General features: G+C 66.6%; 20 protein-coding genes. 10 read left to right on the top strand and 10 right to left on the bottom strand.

The features are described from left to right. Nucleotides 1-217: 217 nt before the first annotated feature. The 6 genes from HCU64_RS08900 to ssb all read right to left on the bottom strand — a co-directional run bounded on the left by HCU64_RS08900 (nt 218) and on the right by ssb (nt 7,456). Nucleotides 218-691, bottom strand: coding sequence for a hypothetical protein (locus HCU64_RS08900; RefSeq protein WP_233383471.1), 474 nt, complete (start codon nt 689-691; stop codon nt 218-220). Between the two features lie 8 nt (nt 692-699). Continuing rightward, nucleotides 700-1,242, bottom strand: a complete 543-nt coding sequence (locus HCU64_RS08895; RefSeq protein WP_233383470.1) for a peptidylprolyl isomerase — start codon at nt 1,240-1,242, stop codon at nt 700-702. A 23-nt stretch (nt 1,243-1,265) separates the two neighbouring features. Next, nucleotides 1,266-1,766: a pantetheine-phosphate adenylyltransferase gene (gene coaD / locus HCU64_RS08890; protein ID WP_233383469.1), complete on the bottom strand. Its 501-nt coding sequence runs from the start codon at nt 1,764-1,766 to the stop codon at nt 1,266-1,268. Nucleotides 1,767-1,941: 175 nt separating this feature from the next. After that, nucleotides 1,942-4,701, bottom strand: a complete 2,760-nt coding sequence (gene gyrA, locus HCU64_RS08885) for a DNA gyrase subunit A (protein ID WP_233383468.1) — start codon at nt 4,699-4,701, stop codon at nt 1,942-1,944. A gap of 224 nt (nt 4,702-4,925) precedes the next feature. Then, nucleotides 4,926-6,614 carry a methyl-accepting chemotaxis protein gene (locus HCU64_RS08880; RefSeq protein ID WP_233383467.1) on the bottom strand — a complete coding sequence of 563 codons (1,689 nt, stop codon included), beginning with the start codon at nt 6,612-6,614 and terminating at the stop codon, nt 4,926-4,928. Nucleotides 6,615-6,880: 266 nt separating this feature from the next. After that, nucleotides 6,881-7,456 carry a single-stranded DNA-binding protein gene (ssb, locus tag HCU64_RS08875; RefSeq protein ID WP_233383466.1) on the bottom strand — a complete coding sequence of 192 codons (576 nt, stop codon included), beginning with the start codon at nt 7,454-7,456 and terminating at the stop codon, nt 6,881-6,883. Between the two features lie 336 nt (nt 7,457-7,792). Between ssb and rph the strand changes: the two genes are divergently transcribed. The 5 genes from rph (at nt 7,793) to HCU64_RS08850 (ending at nt 11,569) form a co-directional block, all read left to right on the top strand. Next, nucleotides 7,793-8,506 carry a ribonuclease PH gene (gene rph, locus HCU64_RS08870; protein WP_233383465.1) on the top strand — a complete coding sequence of 238 codons (714 nt, stop codon included), beginning with the start codon at nt 7,793-7,795 and terminating at the stop codon, nt 8,504-8,506. Then, nucleotides 8,503-9,138 (top strand): RdgB/HAM1 family non-canonical purine NTP pyrophosphatase, encoded by a 636-nt coding sequence (gene rdgB, locus HCU64_RS08865; protein WP_233383464.1) that lies wholly within the window; start codon nt 8,503-8,505, stop codon nt 9,136-9,138. Before rph ends, rdgB begins: the two co-directional genes overlap by 4 nt. Then, the gene (hemW, locus tag HCU64_RS08860) at nt 9,135-10,322 is read left to right on the top strand and encodes a radical SAM family heme chaperone HemW (RefSeq protein WP_233383463.1); all 1,188 of its coding nucleotides are present in this window, start codon (nt 9,135-9,137) and stop codon (nt 10,320-10,322) included. Before rdgB ends, hemW begins: the two co-directional genes overlap by 4 nt. Nucleotides 10,323-10,384: 62 nt before the next feature. Beyond that, a complete protein-coding gene (locus tag HCU64_RS08855) occupies nt 10,385-10,621 on the top strand; it encodes a DUF6894 family protein (RefSeq protein ID WP_233383462.1) in 237 nt (78 codons plus the stop codon). A 186-nt stretch (nt 10,622-10,807) separates the two neighbouring features. Continuing rightward, nucleotides 10,808-11,569, top strand: a complete 762-nt coding sequence (locus tag HCU64_RS08850; RefSeq protein ID WP_233383461.1) for a Crp/Fnr family transcriptional regulator — start codon at nt 10,808-10,810, stop codon at nt 11,567-11,569. A 13-nt stretch (nt 11,570-11,582) separates the two neighbouring features. Here the strand turns inward: HCU64_RS08850 and HCU64_RS08845 are convergent, their stop codons facing one another. After that, nucleotides 11,583-12,800, bottom strand: coding sequence for a penicillin-binding protein activator (locus HCU64_RS08845; protein ID WP_233383460.1), 1,218 nt, complete (start codon nt 12,798-12,800; stop codon nt 11,583-11,585). Between the two features lie 119 nt (nt 12,801-12,919). On the opposite strand from HCU64_RS08845, the gene rsmI reads away from it, so the two are divergent. Together rsmI and HCU64_RS08835 are read left to right on the top strand one after the other, a co-directional pair. Continuing rightward, nucleotides 12,920-13,867 carry a 16S rRNA (cytidine(1402)-2'-O)-methyltransferase gene (gene rsmI / locus HCU64_RS08840; protein ID WP_233383459.1) on the top strand — a complete coding sequence of 316 codons (948 nt, stop codon included), beginning with the start codon at nt 12,920-12,922 and terminating at the stop codon, nt 13,865-13,867. Continuing rightward, nucleotides 13,854-14,225 carry a YraN family protein gene (locus tag HCU64_RS08835; RefSeq protein ID WP_233383458.1) on the top strand — a complete coding sequence of 124 codons (372 nt, stop codon included), beginning with the start codon at nt 13,854-13,856 and terminating at the stop codon, nt 14,223-14,225. Before rsmI ends, HCU64_RS08835 begins: the two co-directional genes overlap by 14 nt. A 4-nt stretch (nt 14,226-14,229) precedes the next feature. Here the strand turns inward: HCU64_RS08835 and HCU64_RS08830 are convergent, their stop codons facing one another. Continuing rightward, nucleotides 14,230-14,619: a response regulator gene (locus HCU64_RS08830; RefSeq protein ID WP_233383457.1), complete on the bottom strand. Its 390-nt coding sequence runs from the start codon at nt 14,617-14,619 to the stop codon at nt 14,230-14,232. A gap of 294 nt (nt 14,620-14,913) precedes the next feature. On the opposite strand from HCU64_RS08830, the gene HCU64_RS08825 reads away from it, so the two are divergent. Genes HCU64_RS08825 through HCU64_RS08815 form a run of 3 tightly spaced genes read left to right on the top strand, consistent with a single transcriptional unit; the run spans nt 14,914 to nt 17,686 of the window. Continuing rightward, the gene (locus HCU64_RS08825) at nt 14,914-15,792 is read left to right on the top strand and encodes a glycine betaine ABC transporter substrate-binding protein (RefSeq protein ID WP_233383456.1); all 879 of its coding nucleotides are present in this window, start codon (nt 14,914-14,916) and stop codon (nt 15,790-15,792) included. Next, nucleotides 15,789-16,970 (top strand): ABC transporter permease subunit, encoded by a 1,182-nt coding sequence (locus HCU64_RS08820; protein WP_233383455.1) that lies wholly within the window; start codon nt 15,789-15,791, stop codon nt 16,968-16,970. Before HCU64_RS08825 ends, HCU64_RS08820 begins: the two co-directional genes overlap by 4 nt. Then, on the top strand, nt 16,967-17,686 hold the full coding sequence (locus tag HCU64_RS08815; RefSeq protein ID WP_233383454.1) for an ABC transporter permease: 720 nt from the start codon (nt 16,967-16,969) through the stop codon (nt 17,684-17,686). The genes HCU64_RS08820 and HCU64_RS08815 overlap by 4 nt, the downstream gene beginning before the upstream one ends. A 95-nt stretch (nt 17,687-17,781) precedes the next feature. On the opposite strand, the gene HCU64_RS08810 is transcribed toward HCU64_RS08815, so the two are convergent. Continuing rightward, nucleotides 17,782-18,852 (bottom strand): L,D-transpeptidase family protein, encoded by a 1,071-nt coding sequence (locus HCU64_RS08810; protein WP_233383453.1) that lies wholly within the window; start codon nt 18,850-18,852, stop codon nt 17,782-17,784. Between the two features lie 120 nt (nt 18,853-18,972). Next, nucleotides 18,973-19,662 carry an extensin-like domain-containing protein gene (locus HCU64_RS08805; protein ID WP_233383452.1) on the bottom strand — a complete coding sequence of 230 codons (690 nt, stop codon included), beginning with the start codon at nt 19,660-19,662 and terminating at the stop codon, nt 18,973-18,975. Nucleotides 19,663-20,241: the final 579 nt, after the last annotated feature.

Below are 20,241 nucleotides of genomic sequence, written 5' to 3'. Positions count from 1 at the left end.
GGCAACCTGCCCTGGATCGTAGCGATCCGGATTCTGGGTGGGCGGCGTTCGAAGATGCGGTCTTGGCGAAGCCAGCCGCGTCAAGGCCCCCAGACCTACGCGCCGTCTGTATCTGTTGGGCGAGCAATTCCCCGTACCAGAGGCACGAGGTCCAGGTCGAGAGACCTTCCGCCAAGGATCGCAAGCTGGTCGCTCGCCAGCCTCCAAGCTCGGCCGTTCAGACACCTTGGCCCTTCGGCCCTTCGTAGATGAAGCGCAGGGAAAGCGGCCGACCGGCAATGGCGCCGCCGAGGGCAGGGGTCACCCGGACCGGCGTGCAATGGCGGATCGCGGAGAGGCTCGCCTCGATCAGCAAGGCCTTGCCGCGCTCGTCGGCGGGCGTCTTTGAAAACGTGATCTGCGGTGTGCCGATCAGCGAGCCGTCCCGGCGCAGGCTGAAGCGCACGGTGATCTCCGTCCGCTCGAACTTGGCGAGGCCTTCCGGAGCTGTCCAGCATGCCGAAAGAGCCGGGAAAAGCTCGCGCAGGGTGTTGGCCGGTTTGCCATCCCTCGTCTTGGGATCGATCGGGACCTGAACCGTGTGCCGAAGCCCCTGAGGCAGGCTGAGCGGTGGCTGGGTCCACCGCTCGTAGGCAAAGGCCGGCGCCGGCAGCGCCACTGCCATCACGGCAAGGGCAGCGAGCCGGCGCATTGCACGTCTCAGTTCGCGAGCTTCATCGTGACGATCTTGTCGGGGTTCGTCACCGCGCCGCCCTGGGCGCCGGGCTCGGCCTTCTTGATCTTGTCGACGACGTCCATGCCGCTCGTGACGACGCCGACCACGGTGTACTGGCCGTTGAGGAATGGCGCGTCACCGAGGCAGATGAAGAACTGCGAGTTGGCCGAGTTCGGATCACCCGAGCGGGCCATGCCGACCGTGCCGCGCTTGAAGGGAGCGGAGGAGAACTCGGCCGGGATGTTCGGCAGGCTCGAGCCGCCGGTGCCGTTGCCCTTCGGGTCGCCGGTCTGGGCCATGAAGCCGTCCATGACGCGGTGGAACTTCAGGCCGTCGTAGAATCCTTTCCCGACCAGCGTCTTGATCTGCTTGACGTGCTTCGGCGCGATCTCGGGACGCAGCTCGATGGTGACGCGGCCGTCTTTGGTCTCGAGATAGACGGTGTTGGAATCCGCCGCGGATGCGGGGGCGGAGAACCCGAGCGCCGCGGTGAGGGCGAGCGTCAGGATGGCGAGCCGGCGGTTCATGATCAGGTGGTCTCCGTGGTCGTCTAAGGTTTGGCGAAGCGGGCCTTCAGTCGCTCGGCCACGATCTTGGGAACGAAGGGCGAGACGTCTCCCCCCATCGCGGCGATCTGCCGAACGAGCGTCGCCGTGATCGGGCGCACGCCGGTGGAGGCCGGTAAAAACACTGTCTGCACCTCGGGCGCCATCGCTGCGTTCATGCCGGCGAGTTGCATCTCGTAATCAAGATCGGTGCCGTCGCGCAGCCCGCGGATGAACATGATGGCGTTGTGGCGGCGGGCGACGGAAACGGCGAGGTCGTCGAAGGTGACGATCTCGACCTCGGCGCCCTCGGCCTTCGCGAGCGGTGCGCAGGTTACTTTCAGAAGCTCCGCGCGCTCCTCCGCCGAGAAGAGCGGCGCCTTGCCCGGATGCACGCCAATGGCGAGGACTAGCCGCTGCGACAGGCGACTCGCCTGCCGCACGACGTCGAGGTGGCCGTTGGTGACCGGATCGAACGAGCCGGCATAGAGGGCAGTGCGGACCATTGCGCAGCGGGTTAGAGCATTTCGCGTGCGAACGGAACTGCGAGGCAGCTCGCCGCAGAAACGAAAAGGGGCTCCGATCGGAGCCCCTCGTCTCGTGAGCGGGACGATCGCTCGATCGATCGCCATCAGTCGCTACCGAACGTCCGGGCGCAGAGCGCGCCCGGAATGCCGGACATCACTCGGCTTCGCCGTTGCCCTCGTCCTCGACCTCGACCTCGCCGCCTTCCTCGCCCTCGATATGCTCGACGGAGACGACGCGCTCGGCCTTGTCGGTGTTGAACACCGTCACGCCCTGGGAGGCGCGTCCGACGATGCGGATGTCGTCTACCGGCACGCGGATGAGCTGGCCGGCATTGGTGACGAGCATGATCTGGTCGGAGGCCTCCACGGGGAAGGATGCGACGAGATCGCCATTGCGGGTGTTCACTCGCATGGCGGTGATGCCCTTACCGCCGCGACCGGAGGTCCGGTACTCGTAGGAGGACGAGCGCTTGCCGAAGCCCCGCTCGGAGAGCGTCAGCACGAATTGTTCGGCAGCGCCCATCTGCTCGTAGCGCTCCAGCGAAATCGCGGCATCCGCCACGGCCTCGTCGGCGGCCTCTGAGGCCTCGGCTGCATCCTCGGCGCTGTCGCCGATGACCGCACGGCGCATCTTGAGATAGCCCGCACGCTCTTCTGGAGTCGCTTCGAAGGCGTTGAGGATCGCCATCGAGATCACCACGTCGCCCGCCGCGAGGTTGACGCCGCGCACGCCGGTCGAGTCGCGGCCCTTGAAGACGCGGACGTCCTCGACGGGGAAGCGGATGCACTGGCCCTTGGCCGTCGTCAGCAGCACGTTCTGCTCGGGCTTGCAGATCTCGACATGGACGATGTGGTCGCCCTCATCGAGCTTCATGGCGATCTTGCCGTTCCGGTTCACCACGGTGAAGTCGGAGAGCTTGTTGCGGCGGACGTTGCCCGAGGCGGTGGCGAACATCACGTCGTAGTCGTTCCAGGTGGTCTCATCCTCTGGCAGCGGCATGATCGTCGTGATGCGCTCGCCCTGGCTCTGGAGCTGCAGGATGTTGACCAGCGCCTTGCCCTTGGCGTTCGGCGCTGCGATCGGCAGGCGCCAGACCTTCTCCTTGTAGGCTTGGCCCTGGTCGGAGAAGAACAGCACCGGCGTATGGGTGCTGGCGATGAACAGCCGCGTGACGAAATCCTCGTCGCGGGTGGACATGCCGGAGCGGCCCTTGCCGCCGCGTCTCTGCGCCCGGTAGGTCGCCAGCGGCACGCGCTTGACGTAGCCGGCATGGGACACGGTGACGACCATGTCCTCGCGCTGGATCAGGTCCTCGTCGTCGACGTTCGAATCGTAGTCGAGGATGATGGTCTTGCGCGGGGTCGCGAAGGCCTCGCGGACTTCGGCCAGCTCGGTCTTGACGATGGCCTGGATGCGGGCGCGCGAGCGCAGGATGTCGAGATAATCGGCGATCTCTTCGGCGAGCTTCTTCAACTCGTCGCCGATCTCGTCGCGGCCGAGAGCGGTAAGGCGCTGCAGACGCAGATCGAGGATGGCGCGGGCCTGAACCTCGGAGAGCCGGTAGCTGCCGTCATCGGCGACGCGGTGGCGCGGATCGTCCACCAGGGCGATCAGCGGCGCGATGTCGAAGGCCGGCCAGTCGCGGCCCATCAGGGCCTCGCGTGCCGTGTTCGGATCTGGCGAGGTCCGGATCAGCCGGATCACTTCGTCGATATTGGCGACCGCGATGGCGAGGCCGCACAAGACGTGGGCGCGCTCGCGGGCCTTGCCGAGCAGGAACTTGGTGCGGCGTGAGACGACCTCCTCGCGAAAGTCCACGAAGGCCGTCAGCAGGTCCTTCAGGTTCATCAGCTCGGGGCGGCCGCCGTTCAGCGCGACCATGTTGGCGCCGAACGAGCTCTGCAGTGGCGTGAAGCGGTAGAGCTGGTTCAGCACCACCTCCGCCATCGCGTCGCGCTTGATCTCGACGACGATGCGCATGCCGTCGCGGTCGGATTCGTCGCGCAGATCCGAGATGCCCTCGATCCGCTTGTCCTTCACCAGCTCGGCGATCTTCTCGATCAGCGTCGCCTTGTTCACCTGGTACGGGATCTCGGTGAAGATCAGAGCCTCGCGCTCCTTGCGCAGCTCCTCGACCTCGGACTTGGCCCGCATGATGATCGAGCCGCGGCCCGTGGCATAGGCTTGGCGCACGCCGGCGCGGCCGAGGATCGAACCCCCGGTGGGGAAGTCGGGTCCGGGTACGATCTCGGTCAGCGCCTCGATCGTCATCTCCGGATCGTCCATCAGGGCGATGCAGGCATCGATCAGCTCGCCGAGATTGTGCGGCGGGATGTTCGTCGCCATGCCGACCGCGATGCCGCCTGCACCGTTGACGAGCAGGTTCGGGAACCGCGCCGGGAGGACGGAGGGCTCTTCGCGGGTGTCGTCGTAGTTCGGCTGGAAATCGACGGTGTTCTTGTCGATGTCGGCGAGCAGCGAGGTCGCCGGCTTGGCGAGGCGCGACTCGGTGTAGCGCATGGCTGCCGGCGGATCGCCGTCCACCGAGCCGAAATTGCCCTGCCCATCGATGAGCATCAGCCGCATCGAGAAGTCCTGCGCCATGCGGACCAAGGCGTCGTAGATCGATTGGTCGCCGTGCGGGTGGTACTGACCAATCACGTCGCCGACGATGCGGGCCGACTTCACGTAGCGCCGTTCGGGCAGGAAGCCGCTCTCGTAGGCCGAGTAGAGGATGCGGCGGTGCACCGGCTTCAGGCCGTCGCGCGCATCCGGCAGCGCCCGGCTCACGATCACGCTCATCGCGTAATCGAGGTAGGATCGGCGCATCTCGTCTGTGATGGAGACCGGCTTGATATCGGTCGCGGGCGGCGTCGGGGGCTCGCCAGCGCCGGGCTTGTCGTTGTCTGCCAAGGAAAAACTCTCTCGGGTCGTCTCGACCGGGGTTGCGGTCCGTTTACCCGACTTGTCCCGCCTCCGCCAGCGCGCGGGCGCGTCGCGCGAGAGAAATCTTTCCAAGCCGAATCAGCATCTTAGCTCGGATCGATCGGGGCGCCCCCGGAGTCCCCGAAAACGTGAAGAGCCGGCCACGCATTCACAGCGTGGCCGGCCCTTAAAACCGAACGAGCCGATGCTGTTTAAGCAGCGCGCATCTCGGCCAGGAAGCGTTCGACCTCGCGGCGCAGGTCGCCGGCGCCGCGCGACAGCTCGGCCGCCGTGGCGAGCACGTTCGTGGCAGCCTCACCAGTGCCCCGTGCGTCCTGTTGGACGTGGGCGATGGAGCCGGTGACGACGTTGGTGCCGCTCGCGGCCTGAGCGATGTTGCGGGCGATCTCCTGCATCGCAGCCTGCTGCTCCTCGACCGCGGCGGCGATCGAGGTCGAGGAATGATGCATCTCGCCGAGCATGCCACCGATCCCCTGGATCACTTCGACAGCTTCGCGGGTCGCCTCCTGGATCTGGGCGATCTGAGCCGTGATCTCGTCCGTGGCCCGCGCCGTCTGCCCGGCCAACTCCTTGACCTCGGAGGCCACCACGGCGAAGCCGCGGCCGGCCTCGCCTGCGCGGGCCGCCTCGATGGTGGCGTTCAGGGCCAGCAGGTTGGTCTGGCCGGCGATGGCCGAGATCATCGCAACCACGTCGCCGATCTTCTGGGCACCGGCAGCGAGCATCTGCACGGAGGTGTCGCTGCGGCGGGACTCCTCCACCGCGCGTCCGGCCATGAGCGACGAATCCTCAATGCGGTTGCCGATCTCCTGCGCCGTGGCGGTCAGCTCTTCGGTGGCCGCGGCGACGGCCTGGACGTTGCTAGAGGTCTGCTCGGCGGAGCCCGCGACGTCGATCGCCCGCGCGCTGGTCTGCTCGGCCACCGCCGACATGGAACGCGCCGTGGTCTCCATCTGAGCGGCCGACTGAGACAGGCTGCCGGCCAACCGGCCGATGCGGGCTTCGAAGCTCTCGGCGATCTTCGCCATGGCCGTGCGGCGGGCAGCCTGACCCTCTTCGTGCGTCAGTGCGTCCTGGGCAATCTGCTCCGCGGCTCGCGCCTTCAGGCTCTCGCGGAACGTCGCGACCGCTCCGGCGATCTCGCCGATCTCGTCGTTGCGGCCGCTGCCGGCGATCGCCGTGTCGAGGTCGCCCGAGGCGAGGCGGTTCATCGAGCCGGTCAGCGCCTTGAGCGGACGCGATACCGAGCGGGCGAGGTAGACCACCACGCCGAGACAGACGAGGGCGATCGGCAGGACGAGCTTCAAGACCGACCAGATGGCCTGGGACATGTCGGCATCGATATCGTCGACATAGATGCCGGTTCCGACAGCCCAATTCCATTCGGGAAGGGCGGCAACGTAGCTGATCTTCGGTTTCAGAGCATCGCTACCCGGCTTCGGGTTCGAGTATTCGAGGTAGGGATTGCCGGATTTCGCGGCTTCGATGATCCTGCGGGTAATGTAGAGCCCTGTCGAAGGGTCCTTGCTGTCGAAGCGGTTGCGGCCGAGATAGTCGCTGCGGATGTGCACCAGCGTATTGCCGCTGTAGTCGTACACGAAAATATAGTTCGAACCTTCGAAGCGCGTGTGGTTGAGCAGGTCCTTGACCATGTGCTGGGCATCGGCCTCGCTCATCGCCCCGGACTTCGCGCGCTCCACGAGCGGGCGAACCGTCGAGAGCGCGGTCTCGATGAGAGTGCGGACCTGCTCGCGCTTCTGCGCGATCATCGAGGCTCGGAACTCGGCCATCGCAAGACCGAGGCAGGCAGCGGACAGCAGACCGGCCAGAATGGCGACACCGACGAAGCGCCGGCTGATGGTGAACCTGAAACGTGACATCGAAACCCGGCGCTCCTCAGGGTGCCGGGTTTGTTTAGGCAAGCCGCGACCTGGAACGCGACATGCTCCTCGATTGACGAGGCCTGATCACCGACACGATGGAATTGTGTATTCCGCACGTGGTTAAGGTTTGATGTTCAGGCCGATGCGATCAGTTACCGGTGAAGGCAGGTGTTGCAGAAGAACTACCCTCCGCCCCACCTGTTCGCCTCCACCCTCTGCCGGCCTCACGACTTTACAGGCTGGCCGCTTTTTCGTTCCAAACCCTAGAACGGGATGTCGTCGTCGAGGTCGTAGTTCGGCTTGCCGCCACCACCGCCGCCGCCAGACGGACGACGGTCGCCGCCGGAGGAACGGCCGCCACCGTAATCGCCGCCGCCACCGCCGTAATCGCCACCGCGGCTGCCGCCCCGGTCACCGCCTCGGTCACCGCCACGGCTGATCTGGCCGCCGCCCTCGTCTTCGCCCGCGAAGTCGCCACCGCCGCCGCCGCGGCCGTCGAGAATCGTCATCTCACCGCGGAAGCGCTGCAGCACGACCTCGGTCGTGTACTTCTCGACACCCGACTGGTCGGCCCATTTCCGGGTCTGGAGCTGGCCCTCGATGTACACCTTCGAGCCCTTGCGCAGGTACTGCTCGGCCACGCGCGCCAGGTTCTCGTTGTAGATCACGACCGAGTGCCACTCGGTCTTTTCCTTGCGCTCGCCGGACATCTTGTCCTTCCACGATTCCGACGTCGCGATGCGCAGGTTCACCACCGGGTCGCCCGAGGCGAGCCGGCGCGTCTCCGGGTCTCGCCCGAGATTGCCGACCAGGATGACCTTGTTCACGCTGCCCGCCATCGCTCTCTCCTTCCGATCACTCTCACAGGGCCGACGTCACGCCCGACCGGGCTTTCATGGGGCGTGCGGAGCCCGTCGGCAACCGCCACGCCGCGTTATGCTCATCGAAAACGCCAACGGATTTGTTCTGCTTTTGTTCCGGCGCTGTCGCAAGTGCTTGAGGCGCGCATCATCTCGCGGATTCACACCCGGATCATGTTCGGCGCGCTCACGATCATCCCGAAGCGCAGCAGGCGAATCCGGCTGAAACGGGCAGCTTCGGCGACCCGATCCGCTTGCCGCTCGCGGCGGCTCGTCCTATGAGCCCGGCCTTCATCACAATGACGGGAGAACGGGATGCGGCCTTCGAAGCGCGCTCCGGACGCGATGCGCAAGGTCACGCTCGAGCGGGCAGTCGCCCGCTACGCGGAGGGCTCCTGCCTCGTCACCTTCGGCGAGACCAAGGTGCTCTGCACGGCCTCCCTCGAAGAGCGCGGCCCACCCTGGCTGCGCGGTTCGGGAAAGGGCTGGGTCACTGCCGAATATTCCATGCTCCCTCGCGCCACGCATGAGCGCACGCGGCGCGAGGTGAATTCGGGCAAGCCCTCCGGCCGCACTCAGGAGATCCAGCGCCTGATCGGCCGCTCCTTGCGCGCCGTCACCAACCTGCCGGCGATCGGCGAGAAGCAGATTTCGATCGACTGCGACGTGCTCCAGGCCGATGGCGGCACCCGCACGGCCGCCATCACCGGCGCCTGGGTCGCCCTGCACGATTGCTTCTCCTGGATGCGCCAGCGCTCGATCATCTCGGTCGATCCGCTGCGCGACCATGTCGCCGCTGTTTCGTGCGGCATCTACAAGGGCACACCCGTGCTCGACCTCGAATATGTCGAGGATTCGGCCGCCGACACCGACGCCAACTTCGTGATGACCGGCAAGGGCGGCATCGTCGAAGTGCAGGGCACGGCCGAGGCCGAGCCCTTCTCCGAAGACCAGTTCCTGGAACTGCTGCGGCTCGCCCGCGGTGGCATCGCCGAACTGGTCGAGCTCCAGAAGCAGACCATCGCATGAATACGCCGCGCGTCCTCACGGGCCGGGTCGTCATCGCGACCCACAATGCCGGCAAGCTGGTGGAGATGCGCGAACTCCTGGCGCCCTTCGGCATCGAGGCGGTCTCTGCCGGCGAGCTGAACCTTCCCGAGCCCGACGAGCCCGGCACCATGTTCGCCGAGAATGCGGCCATCAAGGCTCATGCGGCGGCGCAGGCCTCGGGTCTGCCGGCCTTCGCCGACGATTCCGGCCTTTGCGTCGAAGCGCTCGACGGCGCGCCAGGCATTTTTTCGGCACGCTGGGCCGGTCCGAACAAGGATTTTTCGGGTGCGATGGCCCGGATCGCCGATGAGGTCTCACGGCGCGGCACGCCCTCGACCCGCGCGCATTTCGTCTCTGCCCTCGTCCTCGCTTGGCCCGACGGCCATACCGAGCTGTTCGAAGGCCGCGTCCACGGTGACCTCGTCGAACCTCGAGGTACGCTCGGCTTCGGCTACGATCCGATGTTCAAGCCGGATGGCCACGAGCGTACCTTCGGCGAGATGTCCTCGGAAGAGAAACACGGCGTCGATTGGCAGAACGGTGCGGCGCTCTCGCATCGCGCGCGGGCCTTCGTGCTGCTCGCCGCAGCCTGCCTGCGCAGACCGGGATGACTATCGACTCGCAGGCACCAGACCACCCGACCCGCGATGCGGGCTTCGGCATCTACCTGCATTGGCCGTTCTGCGCCTCGAAGTGCCCCTATTGCGACTTCAACAGCCATGTCCGCCATGCCGGCGTCGACGAGGCGCGCTTCCTCGCGGCCTTCCGAAGCGAGATCGCCCAAACCGCTGCGCGCACGCCCGGCCGGACCGTGTCGAGCATCTTCCTCGGTGGTGGCACGCCGTCCTTGATGAAGCCCGAGACGGTTGCCGGCCTCCTCGATGCTGTGGCCGGAGCCTGGAGCATCGCACCCGACGTCGAGGTGACGTTGGAGGCCAATCCCACCAGCGTGGAGGCGGAACGCTTCCGCGGCTACCGCGCGGCAGGAGTCAACCGCGTCTCGCTTGGCGTGCAGGCCTTGAACGACGCAGACCTCAAGGCTCTCGGCCGCCTGCACAGTGTGGACGAGGCGCTATCGGCGGTGCGCATGGCCGCAACGCATTTCGAGCGGTTCTCATTCGACCTGATCTACGCACGGCCTCGCCAAACCCCGGAAGCATGGCGCGCCGAGCTGGAGGAGGCCATCGCACATGCCGCCGAGCATCTCTCGCTCTACCAGCTCACCATCGAGCCGGGCACGCCATTCTTCGGCCTCGCCCAGGCTGGCCGTCTGGCGCCTCCGGACGACGAGGATGCCCGCATCCTTTACGACGTCACCCAGGAGGCCTGCGACAAGGCAGGCTTGCCCGCGTACGAGATCTCAAATCATGCGCGGCGGGGGGCGCAATCGCGGCATAACCTGCTCTATTGGCGCTACGGCGAATATGCCGGGATCGGGCCGGGGGCCCATGGTCGTCTCGTCCAGCCGGAGGGCCGCATCGGCACCGTGACGGAGAAATCGCCCGAGGGGTGGCTTGCCCGCGTCGAGCGCGACGGCAACGGCATTGTCGAGACCGAAGCGCTGTCGGCCGATGCCGAGGGCGATGAATTTCTGATGATGGGCCTGCGCCTCGCGGAGGGCATCCATCCAGCGCGCTACACCGCGCTGAAGGGTCGGGCCCTCGATGGCGACCGGCTCGAGACGCTGATCGCCGACGGCCTCGTCACTATCACCGGGACCGGAAACATCGCGGCGACGGCGCGTGGCGCGCCGGTGCTCAACGCACTCGTGGCGGAGCTATCCGGCCAAGTGTGAAACTGTAGACAGAAACTCTTTTGACATCAGCGAGTTGGAGGTCAGACTGACTCGAGGAAACGATGCCGCTTTTTTTCTTTGAGCTCGATGACGGGGTGCGAAGCTTCGAAGACAACGAAGGGTCCGAGCATCCGAGCGCCGAGGAGGCGCGTCAGGAGCTGGTTGCGGCCCTGGCAATGCTCGCGAAGGACGAGCTCCCAGACGGTCATGTCAGGGACTTCACGGGCACTCTGAGGGACGGCGACAGGAAGGTACTCTTCAACGCGACCCTCTCGCTGCGCAGCGGTTGGGCGGACTGAGCCGTTGCCTTCATGCGTTTCCGGCCCAACCTCACTCCTGAGTGATCGGAACTCTGCATCGGCACGCGCCTGTGCCGCTTCGACTGACGACACCAATCGGAGCAGGCTCGGCGAACATGAACTGTCGAGAGTGCCGAACTTTTTCTCGCGCCTGATGGACATCGCCGCCAGCGCATGGAGTTCGGAATGACCGAAACGCAGATACTTCGCTTCGGCGGCAGTGAAAGCCTCGATGAGCCCGGGCGCTCCAGCAGCCGCAATCGCCTCCTGAGCATCCTGGATCCGGAGGATTTCGCTCTGCTCGCGCCTGCTTTCGAGCGGGTCTCGCTCTCGCTGAACGAGATCCTGCTGGCGGCCCATACACCTATCCGGCACGCCTATTTCATCGAGGAGGGGCTGATCTCGATCGTGGCCGATGTCAGCAACACAGAGGGCGGTCGGGTCGAAATCGGCATCGTCGGCTACGAGGGGCTTGTCGGCTTGCCTCTCGTCCTCGGCGCGGACCAGTCCCCGCACATCGGACTGGTCCAGGCTGAGGGCTGCGCGCTCCGCATAGCCGCCGCGGACCTCCACATGGCGATGCACAAGAGTGCTTCGCTTCGCGGTGTCCTTGGCCGCTTCGCTCAGAGCCTCATCGTCCAGGTTGGTCAGACCGTGTATGCCAACGCGGATCTCAACATCGAGGCGCGGCTGGCCCGCTGGATCCTGATGACGCAGGACCGTCTCTGCCGCGACGAGCTTCCGCTGACCCACAAATTTCTCTCGCTGATGCTGGGCGTGCGTCGACCGAGCGTGACGATGGCCACGCAACTTCTGGAGGGCGAGGGCATGATCCGGGCGCGGCGCGGCCGTATCACCGTGCTCAATCGCGAAAAGCTTCTCGACCTCGTCGGTGACGCCTATGGAGTCTCCGAGGCTGAGTACGAGAGGCTGTTGATGCGGGCCTGATGCCGGAGCGGCGTCAGATCCCCGAGGGGCCGAGCGCGCGCGGTGCCGGGCTCACCACCGCCGCAGCGCCACTTCGAATCTCATATACCGCCAAAGCCCGGTCGCTCGCGCCCTCGGGCCGGAATCGGAAGGTCCCGTCTATGCCGGTGAAGCCCGATGGCGTCGTGAGCGTCGCATCGGTGAAGCGCTGGGTTCCGTATTGCCGGCTGAGGGCCGCGGTGAGCGAGACAGCATCGTAGCCGAGCGAGGCCACACGCGGCGGTACAGACCCGTACTTGGCCTGATAGCGTTGGGAGAACGAGGCAAAGCCGGCGGATTCCGGTGCCGCAAACGTTCCTCCTTGGAAGGCGGGCAGCGTCAGGATCTTCGGGTCGTTCCACAAGGCGGTCCCAACCGGACGCACGCGCGAGGGCGAAAATCCCGCTTTGGTGAGCGCAGCGGCCATGGTGAGGAGGCCGTCGGCCGAGCCCGGCAAAAACAGCGCGTCGGCCTGCGCGTTCGGCCCCGCGATCACGCCTCTCAACCGCTCGACGGCTGCGCTGGGATCGGCCGGCGCGTAACGCTCCAGCCCGACGACACGGCCGCCCTTGCGTGCCACCGCCTCGCGGAACTGGGCCTCGACGGCATTGCCGTAGCTGGTCTCGGGGATCAGCGCGGCGAAGGAGCGGCGCCCTCCCGCCGCGACCTCGTCAACCACGCGGTCGACCTCGGACTGCGGCAGGAAACTGATCAGGTAGACGCCTCGCGCCGCCACGGCCGCATCCGTGGAAAAGGCGATCACCGGCTTGCCCGCGTTGCGCACCGGCGCGCCGACGGCGGCGACGTTGGCCGCGAAGAGCGGGCCGAGCACGGCCTCAGCCCCATCCGCTAGCGCCGATTGCGCAGCCTCGCGAGCGCCATCCGGAGTGCCGTGGTCGTCCTTCACGATGATACTGAGATCAGGCTTTTGGAAGTCGTCGTAGGCGAGTTCAGCGGCATTCCGCAGTGCGGCGCCGACGCTCGCTCCCTGTCCTGTCAGCGGCACGATGAGCGCGACTTTGACGCTGCCCGAGCCGATTTGCCCCGCGCTCTGCTTGGCGGGCTCTGCCGCAGACGTTTCGGCCCGAGGCGCGACTGCTTCTGAGCGCGTACGGGGCGAATCCGGTCCGCCGACGCAGGCGGCGAGGGTCCAGGAGAGGAGGCCGGCCACAACGCCATGCGCGCGTCCGATCCTCGGGCGGTCACAGCTCATCCAGTGGCCTCCCCAAGCCTTGAATGACCGCACGATGTCGGTGGCCCGGCTAAAAGTAAATGCGGGCAGGGCGTCGGAGACGGTCCGCAACACTGCGTGAGCATGGCATTGTCGTTCTCATGACACAGCGAATCGACAAGCGTGAGCCAAAGCCCGGCCCCGCCAAACCTGCCGCGACCTTCACGGCCTTCGGCCTCGCGGCAGAAGCAGAGCCTCTGCCAGCGGGCCTCTACATCGTTGCGACGCCGATCGGGAATCTGCGCGACGTCACCTTTCGCGCCCTTCAGACGCTTGCCGCCGCGGACGCAGTGCTCGCCGAGGATACCCGCGTCACCCGCACGCTGATGATGCATTACGGGATCACAACGCCGCTCGTGGCCTATCACGAACATTCGAACGAGGCGGTGCGCGAGCGGATGATCCTGCGCATGCAGAGTGGGGAGGCCCTGGCCCTGGTCTCGGATGCCGGAACCCCACTGGTCTCTGACCCCGGCTACAAGCTTGTTCAGGCCACCATCGAGGCTGGCATCCCGATCTCGCCGATTCCCGGTCCGTCGGCAGTGATGACCGCGATCGTCGCGGCGGGCCTCCCGACGGACCGCTTCTTTTTCGAGGGCTTCCTTCCGCAGAAGTCCGGCGCCCGCCGGAACCGCCTTGAGGCGCTCGCCGGCATACCGGGCACGCTGGTCCTGTTCGAGTCCCCCCACCGACTGCCGGAAATGCTGGCTGATGCCTCTGCCGTCCTGGGCGGCAACCGTCCTGCCGCGGTGGCGCGCGAACTCACCAAGCTCTTCGAGACCATCCGTCGCGGCAGGCTCGCCTCTCTCGCCGAGACCTTCGCGGAGGAGGGCTCGCCCAAGGGGGAGGTCGTGGTGGTGATCGGCACGGCCGTGGAAGAGCAGGTGGAGGAAGTTGACACCGATCTCGACGCGCGGATTGAGGCGGCGCTCGCCCGCCACTCGATCAAGGACGCTGCGGCTCTCGTCGCCGACGAGACCGGGCAGAAGAAGCGTATTGTCTACGCCCGCGCCCTGGTGCTCGCCCGCCGCAACGATGATCGCGCCTGAAAAGCGCCGCCGCGCGACCTACCGGCGCGGCCTCCACGGCGAGGCCATGGCCCTGCTCGCGCTGATGCTGAAGGGCTATCGCCCGCTGGCGACACGTTTCGCTGCCGCCGGTGGCGAGATTGATCTCATCATGCGCCGTGGACGCACCACCGTCTTCGTCGAGGTCAAAGCGCGCGCAGCGCTTGCAGATGCGCAGATCGCCATCGATGCACACAAGCGTAGGCGCTTTTCGCGAGCGGTGCGGGTCTGGCTGGCGCGCCATCCCCCGCCACCGGATGCGACCCTGCGGGCGGACGCCGTTTTCGTAGGGCGCCGGGCTTGGCCGGTGCACCTCGTCGACGCATTCGCGATCGAATGAGCCCCTAGACGCCTGCGGCCTTGATCGCCGAGATCAGAGTCCGCTTGAGATCGGCTTGGCTGAAGGGCTTCTGGACCACGGGGCGATCCCGGAATGGCTCGCGGATGCCGGCGCCGCCATACCCGGTGGAGAAGACCAGCGGGAGGTCGCGCTCGACGATAGCCTCGGCCACCGGATAGATCGGCTCGCCGGCGACGTTTACGTCGAGGATCGCCACGGCGAAGGTCTCGCGCTGGGCCATGTCGAGCGCAGTCGCGAGGCGCGCGGCAGGCCCCACGATCTCGCAGCCGAAATCGAGCAGCATGTCCTCGAGCAGCATCGAGATGGCGGCCTCGTCCTCGACAACTAGCACCCGTGCGCCTTTGAGGATGTCCTCGTTGGGTTCCGCGCTCACGCCGAATGGTGTCCCCTTCGATTCGTTCCGCTGGCGGAACGGTGCCGCGATGGAGGCGGTCTTGTATCGGATTGTCGTGCAAGGCGTGCCGGGTCGAACCCGAAACGCTTTGAGGCGTCGCCCGTTATGTCGGGCGTGTCAAGCTCTCGACAGGGCGCGGCGGGACTGAGGCCAGCGGTGATGTTACGCGCCAATACATTCGTTGCAAACGGGCAACCTTCTGAAGCGCAAACAGACCCCCCACCGAGAAAAGCCCTCTCACGGCGCGGGATACTGACGGCGCTTTGCGCCAGCTTGCTGTCGGGTGCCAACCCGTCATTCGCTCGAGGCTCGCGCCCGATCGTCGTGGCTTCGAAGAGCGACACGGAAGGCGCGCTGACTGGAAGCCTCATCGCCCTGATCCTCGAGGGTCTCGGACTTACGGTCGAACGCAAGCTCGGTCTCGGCCCGACATTGATCGTGCGTTCAGCCCTGCTCGCGGGCGAGGTCGACATCTATCCGGAATATACCGGCAACGGCGCGTTCTTCTCCGGTACGGACACCGATGCGGTCTGGAAGACAGGGGAGGGCGGCTACGAGCGGATCCGAGCGCTCGATGCCGAACGCGGCCTTGTCTGGCTGAAGCCGGCATCGGCCAACAATACGTGGCTGATCGCCGTGCGCGGCAACCTCGCCCGTGAGCGAGGCCTCAGCTCGATGGCGGATTTTGCCAGCGCTGTGCGAGAAGACCTCATCACCCTGGCAGCCTCGACGGAATTTGTTGAAAGCCCAGCCGCGCTGCCCTCCTTCGAGGCCGCCTACGGATTCACGATGCCGAGGAACCGGATCATCAGCCTGCCGGGCGGCGATACCGCCGTGACCGCACGAGCAGCCGCCGAGGGAATCAGCGGGGTCAATGCGGGCATGGTCTACGGTACCGACGGTGCGCTCGCCGCCCTGGATCTTGCGGTGATGACCGATCCGAAGGCCGCGCAGATCGTCTACGAGGTCGCGCCAGTGATCCGCGCCGAGACCCTGACCCGGCACCCCGGGATACGCGAGGCACTCGATCTGGTCTTCGCCCGGCTCGACGCGGACACCCTTCGCCGTCTCAACGCCCGGATCACCGTTGAGGGCGAGACGGCCGACGCCGTCGCGCGCAACTACCTCGCCGGAGCTGGCGCTGCGCCATGACCGCTGTCGCGAAGGCGATCGATCGGACCGTCGGCTTCGATATTTGGCAACTGTGGTACGTGCTCGCCGTCGCCGGTGCGCTCTCAGGCATCGCGGGCGCCTTGCCGATGCTGCGCCTCGCTGCCAATCGCCTCGTCGTCGGTACGCCGCTGACGGCGGCGGCGCTCGGACCAGCGGGATGGCTGATCGCCGCTCTGTGTCTGTTCGGTGCAATCGGCCTTGGAGCGAGCCGCTCGCGCTTCGCCGCCTTGATCGCGCTGGCGACCTTCGCCACGGCTCTCGTTTGGCTGACCGTGGCACTTGGTCAGGCTGCCACCGACCTGACCGCCGGCCAGCCACCAGCCACTCGGGCTCGGCTCGCCTCGGGAGGGTGGGCCGGCCTTCTGATGCTGACTTGCGCCATGACCTGGGCGGCAGGGCGGGCGCGGATCGGCGGCGCTGGATGGCTGGCCATCGCAAGCCTGCTCATCGCGTTCGTCCTGCTCTATCGTGCCGGGGTTTACGACAGCCTCTCGCTCGCCGTGGAATATCGAGCACGCGCAGCGAGCGTGCAGGCCGCTATCGTCCAGCATATCGCACTGTCGGCAGCCGCGGTCGTGCTTGCGGCTTTGACATGCGCACTTCTCTACGCGTGGCGGTCCGGCCGATACGCCGTCGACATCGCCATCAACGGGCTGCAGGTCGTGCCGGCGGTCGCGTTGCTCGGCGGCCTTGTTGCACTGGTTTCCGGCATGCTCGCTGCAGTGCCCGCCTTGCGCGCGACCGGTCTCTCGGCGATCGGGCCGGGGCCGGCCGTCCTCGCCATTGCCTGTTACCTGCTGCTCCCGTTCTGGCGCGGGCTCGAGGGCGCGCTGCGTGCAGCCGATCCCGCGACCCGTGACGCAGCGACGGCGATTGGCCTGACTCGTCGCCAGATCCTGCTCGACATTCACCTGCCCCTCGGCGCCCCGATTTTGATCGGAGCGCTGCGCGTGGCGAGCGTTCAGGCGATCGGGCTGGTAACGTTGGGGGCGCTGGTCGGGGCCGGTGGCCTCGGCGGCATCGTCTTCGACGGCATGGCGCAGTTCGCGCCAGATCTGATTTTACTCGGGACGCTCCCAGTCATCGGTCTCTCGCTTCTCATCGAGCGCAGTTTGAGCGTCGTTGAAGATGCGGCGCGTCGGCGGTTACGCGGATGAGGCTGCATCCGGCCCTCGGCCCACTCCTCGTCGGCCTCGCTCTGGCCGCGCTCAGCCACCCTGGCGTTGCCAGTGTAATCGCCATGTCGCTAGGCGCACCGGCTCGTCGACCGTTGAGCGCGACGCGGCTCGTCGAACTCGGCAGCCACCACCTCGCACTGGCTAGTCTGGGACTCGCGCTCGTCGGCAGTCTCGGTGTCGGCCTCGGGGTGGTCGCGACGCGCAGGCGTGCCGAGCGGCTGCGCAGAACCATCGATGCGGCTGCCGCCGTCGCTCAAGCCGTGCCGCCCGTAGTGGTCGTCGCGCTGGCGTTGCCGTTACTCGGTTTCGGCGGGCCGCCGACGCTCCTGGCACTCGTCGCCTACGGCATCATGCCGACCCTGCGGAGCACCGTGGGTGCGATCGAGGCGGTCTCGCCCGAGGCGCGGGAGGCCGGCATTGCGCTCGGCCTGACATCACGCCAGGTCCTTACCCAGGTCGAACTGCCCCTGGCCGGCGCCGGCATCCTGGATGCCCTGCGCGTTGCCCTGGTCTTGTCGATCGCCACGACTGCCGTCGGCGCGCTGGCTGGTGCTTCGACACTCGGTACGCCGATCGTCGCTGGCCTTCAGAACCAGAACCTTATGCCCATGCTTCAAGGCGCCGGAGCGACGGCGGCGCTGGCATTCCTGGGAGATGCCCTGATGCTGGGCGCCGTCGCGCTGCTGCGTCGATAGCGATCGTAGCTTCGTTCTTGGGCTGGCTTCTGGCGAAAACTCGGCCTCGACATTACCCTGCCCGCATCACATCGAGGGGAACGAGGCGAGGACCCCTACTTCTCCAAAAAGTCGACCTTCGCGTTTTTTTCGACGTGGCTGGCGAGGTCGCGGGCGTCCCAGTTCGTCAACCGGATGCAGCCGTGGGACTCGGTCTTACCGACCTTCTCGGGCTCCGGGGTGCCGTGGATGCCGTAGGAGGGGATCGACAGGTCAATCCAGACCAAACCCACCGGGTTGTTCGGACCCGGAGCAATCTTGAAGCTGCGACGGGTCTTCACTCCCTTGAACGCATATTTTGGGTTGTAGGTGTACCACGGGTCAAAGGCGGCCCGTGTCGCCTTGAGGCTGCCGGTCGGCGCAGGCTTTTCCTCGCTGCCGATCGAAGCGGGATAGCTGCGCAGGAGCGCGCCGTCCCCACCAAAGGCCTGGACCCTGCGCGCCCGCTTGTCGACCTCGATCCGCGCTACCTTCGGCGCCGCCGGCGAGTCCTTCGGCTTGCCACGTTCAAGTGGTGGCACGGCCGCAACGGTGATCTCGATACCAGGCTGATCGAGTGGCTTGCCGGGGTTGAGCGCGGAGAGCAGATCCCGCTGCATGTGGAAGCGCTCGGCCAACATCTCGCGGACATTGGTGTAGTCCATCGCCTTAAGATCGCGCTGTTCTTCAAGCTTCGCCGGGATCTTGGCGAAAGGACCCCGGACGTCGTCGTCGGTGATCACGTAGCGCATTACGACCGGATCAGCGCTCGTCGCCTGCAGCCTGTCGAACAGCACACGGTCGAGGTTGCCAGTAGCCGGTAGCCCCTGCGCTGCGGCATAATCTGCGAGTGCGCCCCTGAGGCTATCGCCGTCGCGCCCATCGATCGCGCCAGGCGAGAACCGGGCGCGGTCGAGCAGCACCTGAACCTTTATCAGCAAGGGATCTGGGCGGACGTCCCTGCCTTGGCGCCGAGGTTTCGCCACTGACGACTTATCGAGCTTCAGCTCGGTGAAAGCCGCACCGTTGACGGCGTCGATCGTGAGTGGCGCGGGCTCGGGTGCCTGGGGCTTCTTTGCCCAGGCAGGGCCTGCGACACACGACAGCCCCAACAGGACGACGCCGGCGCACACCCGATATCCGCTCATGACTGCCGTCGAACCTCATCGGCGGACTGTGTCGCCGCGATCGATAAGTTTCGGGCGACGGGCCCCGTTCCTTCAGTTCGCCAGATACCTGCGAGCGAAGGCCGTTCCGCTCACCATCGGCTACTGACAGAGCCGGTACCCTGCCTTTCGCTCGCGCTGATCGAGATGCAGGTGATTGGCGTGATGCTCGTCCGAGCCGGGCCCGAGCACAGTGGTGAAGTCGTCGCAGGCTGTCTTCCGCACGGCCGAGAGGAAGGCTGCCTCCTTCGAACCATCAGGCAAGGTGCCGACCGAGATGGGCGCCCGCTTGGCGAAGGTGAAGCTCATCACGTCGGCGGCATTGGCGAAGGAATGTTCGCTGAGCTGCGCCTCCAGCCCGTGGTTCTGCCCACGGCAAACATACGTGCCGCCCAGGGTTATGCCCTTCAGCGTCTCACCGAGTTCCTTCTGGGCGATCTGCTGCACCTGCGCCGTCCATCGCATCATTCCCTCAGCGAGGCGGCAGGTCATGACCGTAGAGCCTCCGATGTCGATGCCATTCCCGAGCGCGCCAACGCTGAGCGGATGCGGCAGACTGCATTGGCCGTTCACGGTAGGAGTGAGTTTGGCATAGGTCACGCCCAGCGCGTCGAGGCGATGCAGGCACTCGGCATCCTCGGGCGCTGCCGCGGCCAGCCTGGCCGCTTCCTCCCCGGATAATTCGGGCGGGCGGGCCGGCGGAAGGGGCGCTTCCTCCGGCGATACGGGCGGCGGAAGTGTTGGTGCCGGCGTAGCGTCTTGAGAGAGACCCGCCGGACGGTCCGGTGGCACGGGAGTTCCTTCCACGGTCGGAATGCAGCTTGGAAGCTTCGCCGGTGTCGGCGGCACGACCTTCAACTGAAGTGCTCGCTCCGCCGACAAGTCGGCTGGCCGCGCTGGTGGCGTTGGCGGAGTTTGCGCAGGCCCTTGCGAAGGCTCATCCGTCGTCGCCGGTGTCCCAGGCGCCCCGACGAGTTCAGCCGGCCTCTGTGGCGGCAGTGGAGTAGCCGCGATTGGCGGGTTCGGCGTCCGCTCTGCCGCCAGTCCCTCTGGCCGCGTCGGCGGTTCGGGTGGCGGGACCGCAACGGTCGGTCGGCAAGTCGGGAGCGGCTGTGCTTCCTCTGCGGCCGCCGGTGAGGCGGTCAGCATGGCTACTGCCAGCAGAGACACAAGCAGGTCGCGAGGATGGTGCGAGGGCGGGCGCATCGTGCAGTCCGGTTATCGGCCATCGCGCGGCCATCGCGGCCGCGAGGCGGCACGGTGCGGAGCATTCCTCCCGCGCCGCTAGGGCAGAAACGTCACGGCCGTTGCCTTTCGACACCGCTGACGGCTTTGCGCGCCGCAGACACCGGACCTATCTTCGGAATGGCT

Source organism: Methylobacterium sp. C25 (assembly GCF_021352225.1).
In the GTDB taxonomy this organism is placed as follows: Bacteria; Pseudomonadota; Alphaproteobacteria; order Rhizobiales; family Beijerinckiaceae; genus Methylobacterium.
Note: the sequence above shows the minus strand (reverse complement) of the source record. Positions and strands in the feature narration are given on the sequence as shown.

Coding starts and splice junctions, on each gene's coding strand:
- HCU64_RS08900 (WP_233383471.1), bottom strand. CDS start 691: ATGCGCCGGCTCGCTGCCCTTGCCGTGATGGCAGTGGCGCTGCCGGCG.
- HCU64_RS08895 (WP_233383470.1), bottom strand. CDS start 1,242: ATGAACCGCCGGCTCGCCATCCTGACGCTCGCCCTCACCGCGGCGCTC.
- coaD (WP_233383469.1), bottom strand. CDS start 1,766: ATGGTCCGCACTGCCCTCTATGCCGGCTCGTTCGATCCGGTCACCAAC.
- HCU64_RS08880 (WP_233383467.1), bottom strand. CDS start 6,614: ATGTCACGTTTCAGGTTCACCATCAGCCGGCGCTTCGTCGGTGTCGCC.
- ssb (WP_233383466.1), bottom strand. CDS start 7,456: ATGGCGGGCAGCGTGAACAAGGTCATCCTGGTCGGCAATCTCGGGCGA.
- rph (WP_233383465.1), top strand. CDS start 7,793: ATGCGGCCTTCGAAGCGCGCTCCGGACGCGATGCGCAAGGTCACGCTC.
- rdgB (WP_233383464.1), top strand. CDS start 8,503: ATGAATACGCCGCGCGTCCTCACGGGCCGGGTCGTCATCGCGACCCAC.
- hemW (WP_233383463.1), top strand. CDS start 9,135: ATGACTATCGACTCGCAGGCACCAGACCACCCGACCCGCGATGCGGGC.
- HCU64_RS08855 (WP_233383462.1), top strand. CDS start 10,385: ATGCCGCTTTTTTTCTTTGAGCTCGATGACGGGGTGCGAAGCTTCGAA.
- HCU64_RS08850 (WP_233383461.1), top strand. CDS start 10,808: ATGACCGAAACGCAGATACTTCGCTTCGGCGGCAGTGAAAGCCTCGAT.
- HCU64_RS08845 (WP_233383460.1), bottom strand. CDS start 12,800: ATGAGCTGTGACCGCCCGAGGATCGGACGCGCGCATGGCGTTGTGGCC.
- rsmI (WP_233383459.1), top strand. CDS start 12,920: ATGACACAGCGAATCGACAAGCGTGAGCCAAAGCCCGGCCCCGCCAAA.
- HCU64_RS08835 (WP_233383458.1), top strand. CDS start 13,854: ATGATCGCGCCTGAAAAGCGCCGCCGCGCGACCTACCGGCGCGGCCTC.
- HCU64_RS08820 (WP_233383455.1), top strand. CDS start 15,789: ATGACCGCTGTCGCGAAGGCGATCGATCGGACCGTCGGCTTCGATATT.
- HCU64_RS08815 (WP_233383454.1), top strand. CDS start 16,967: ATGAGGCTGCATCCGGCCCTCGGCCCACTCCTCGTCGGCCTCGCTCTG.
- HCU64_RS08810 (WP_233383453.1), bottom strand. CDS start 18,852: ATGAGCGGATATCGGGTGTGCGCCGGCGTCGTCCTGTTGGGGCTGTCG.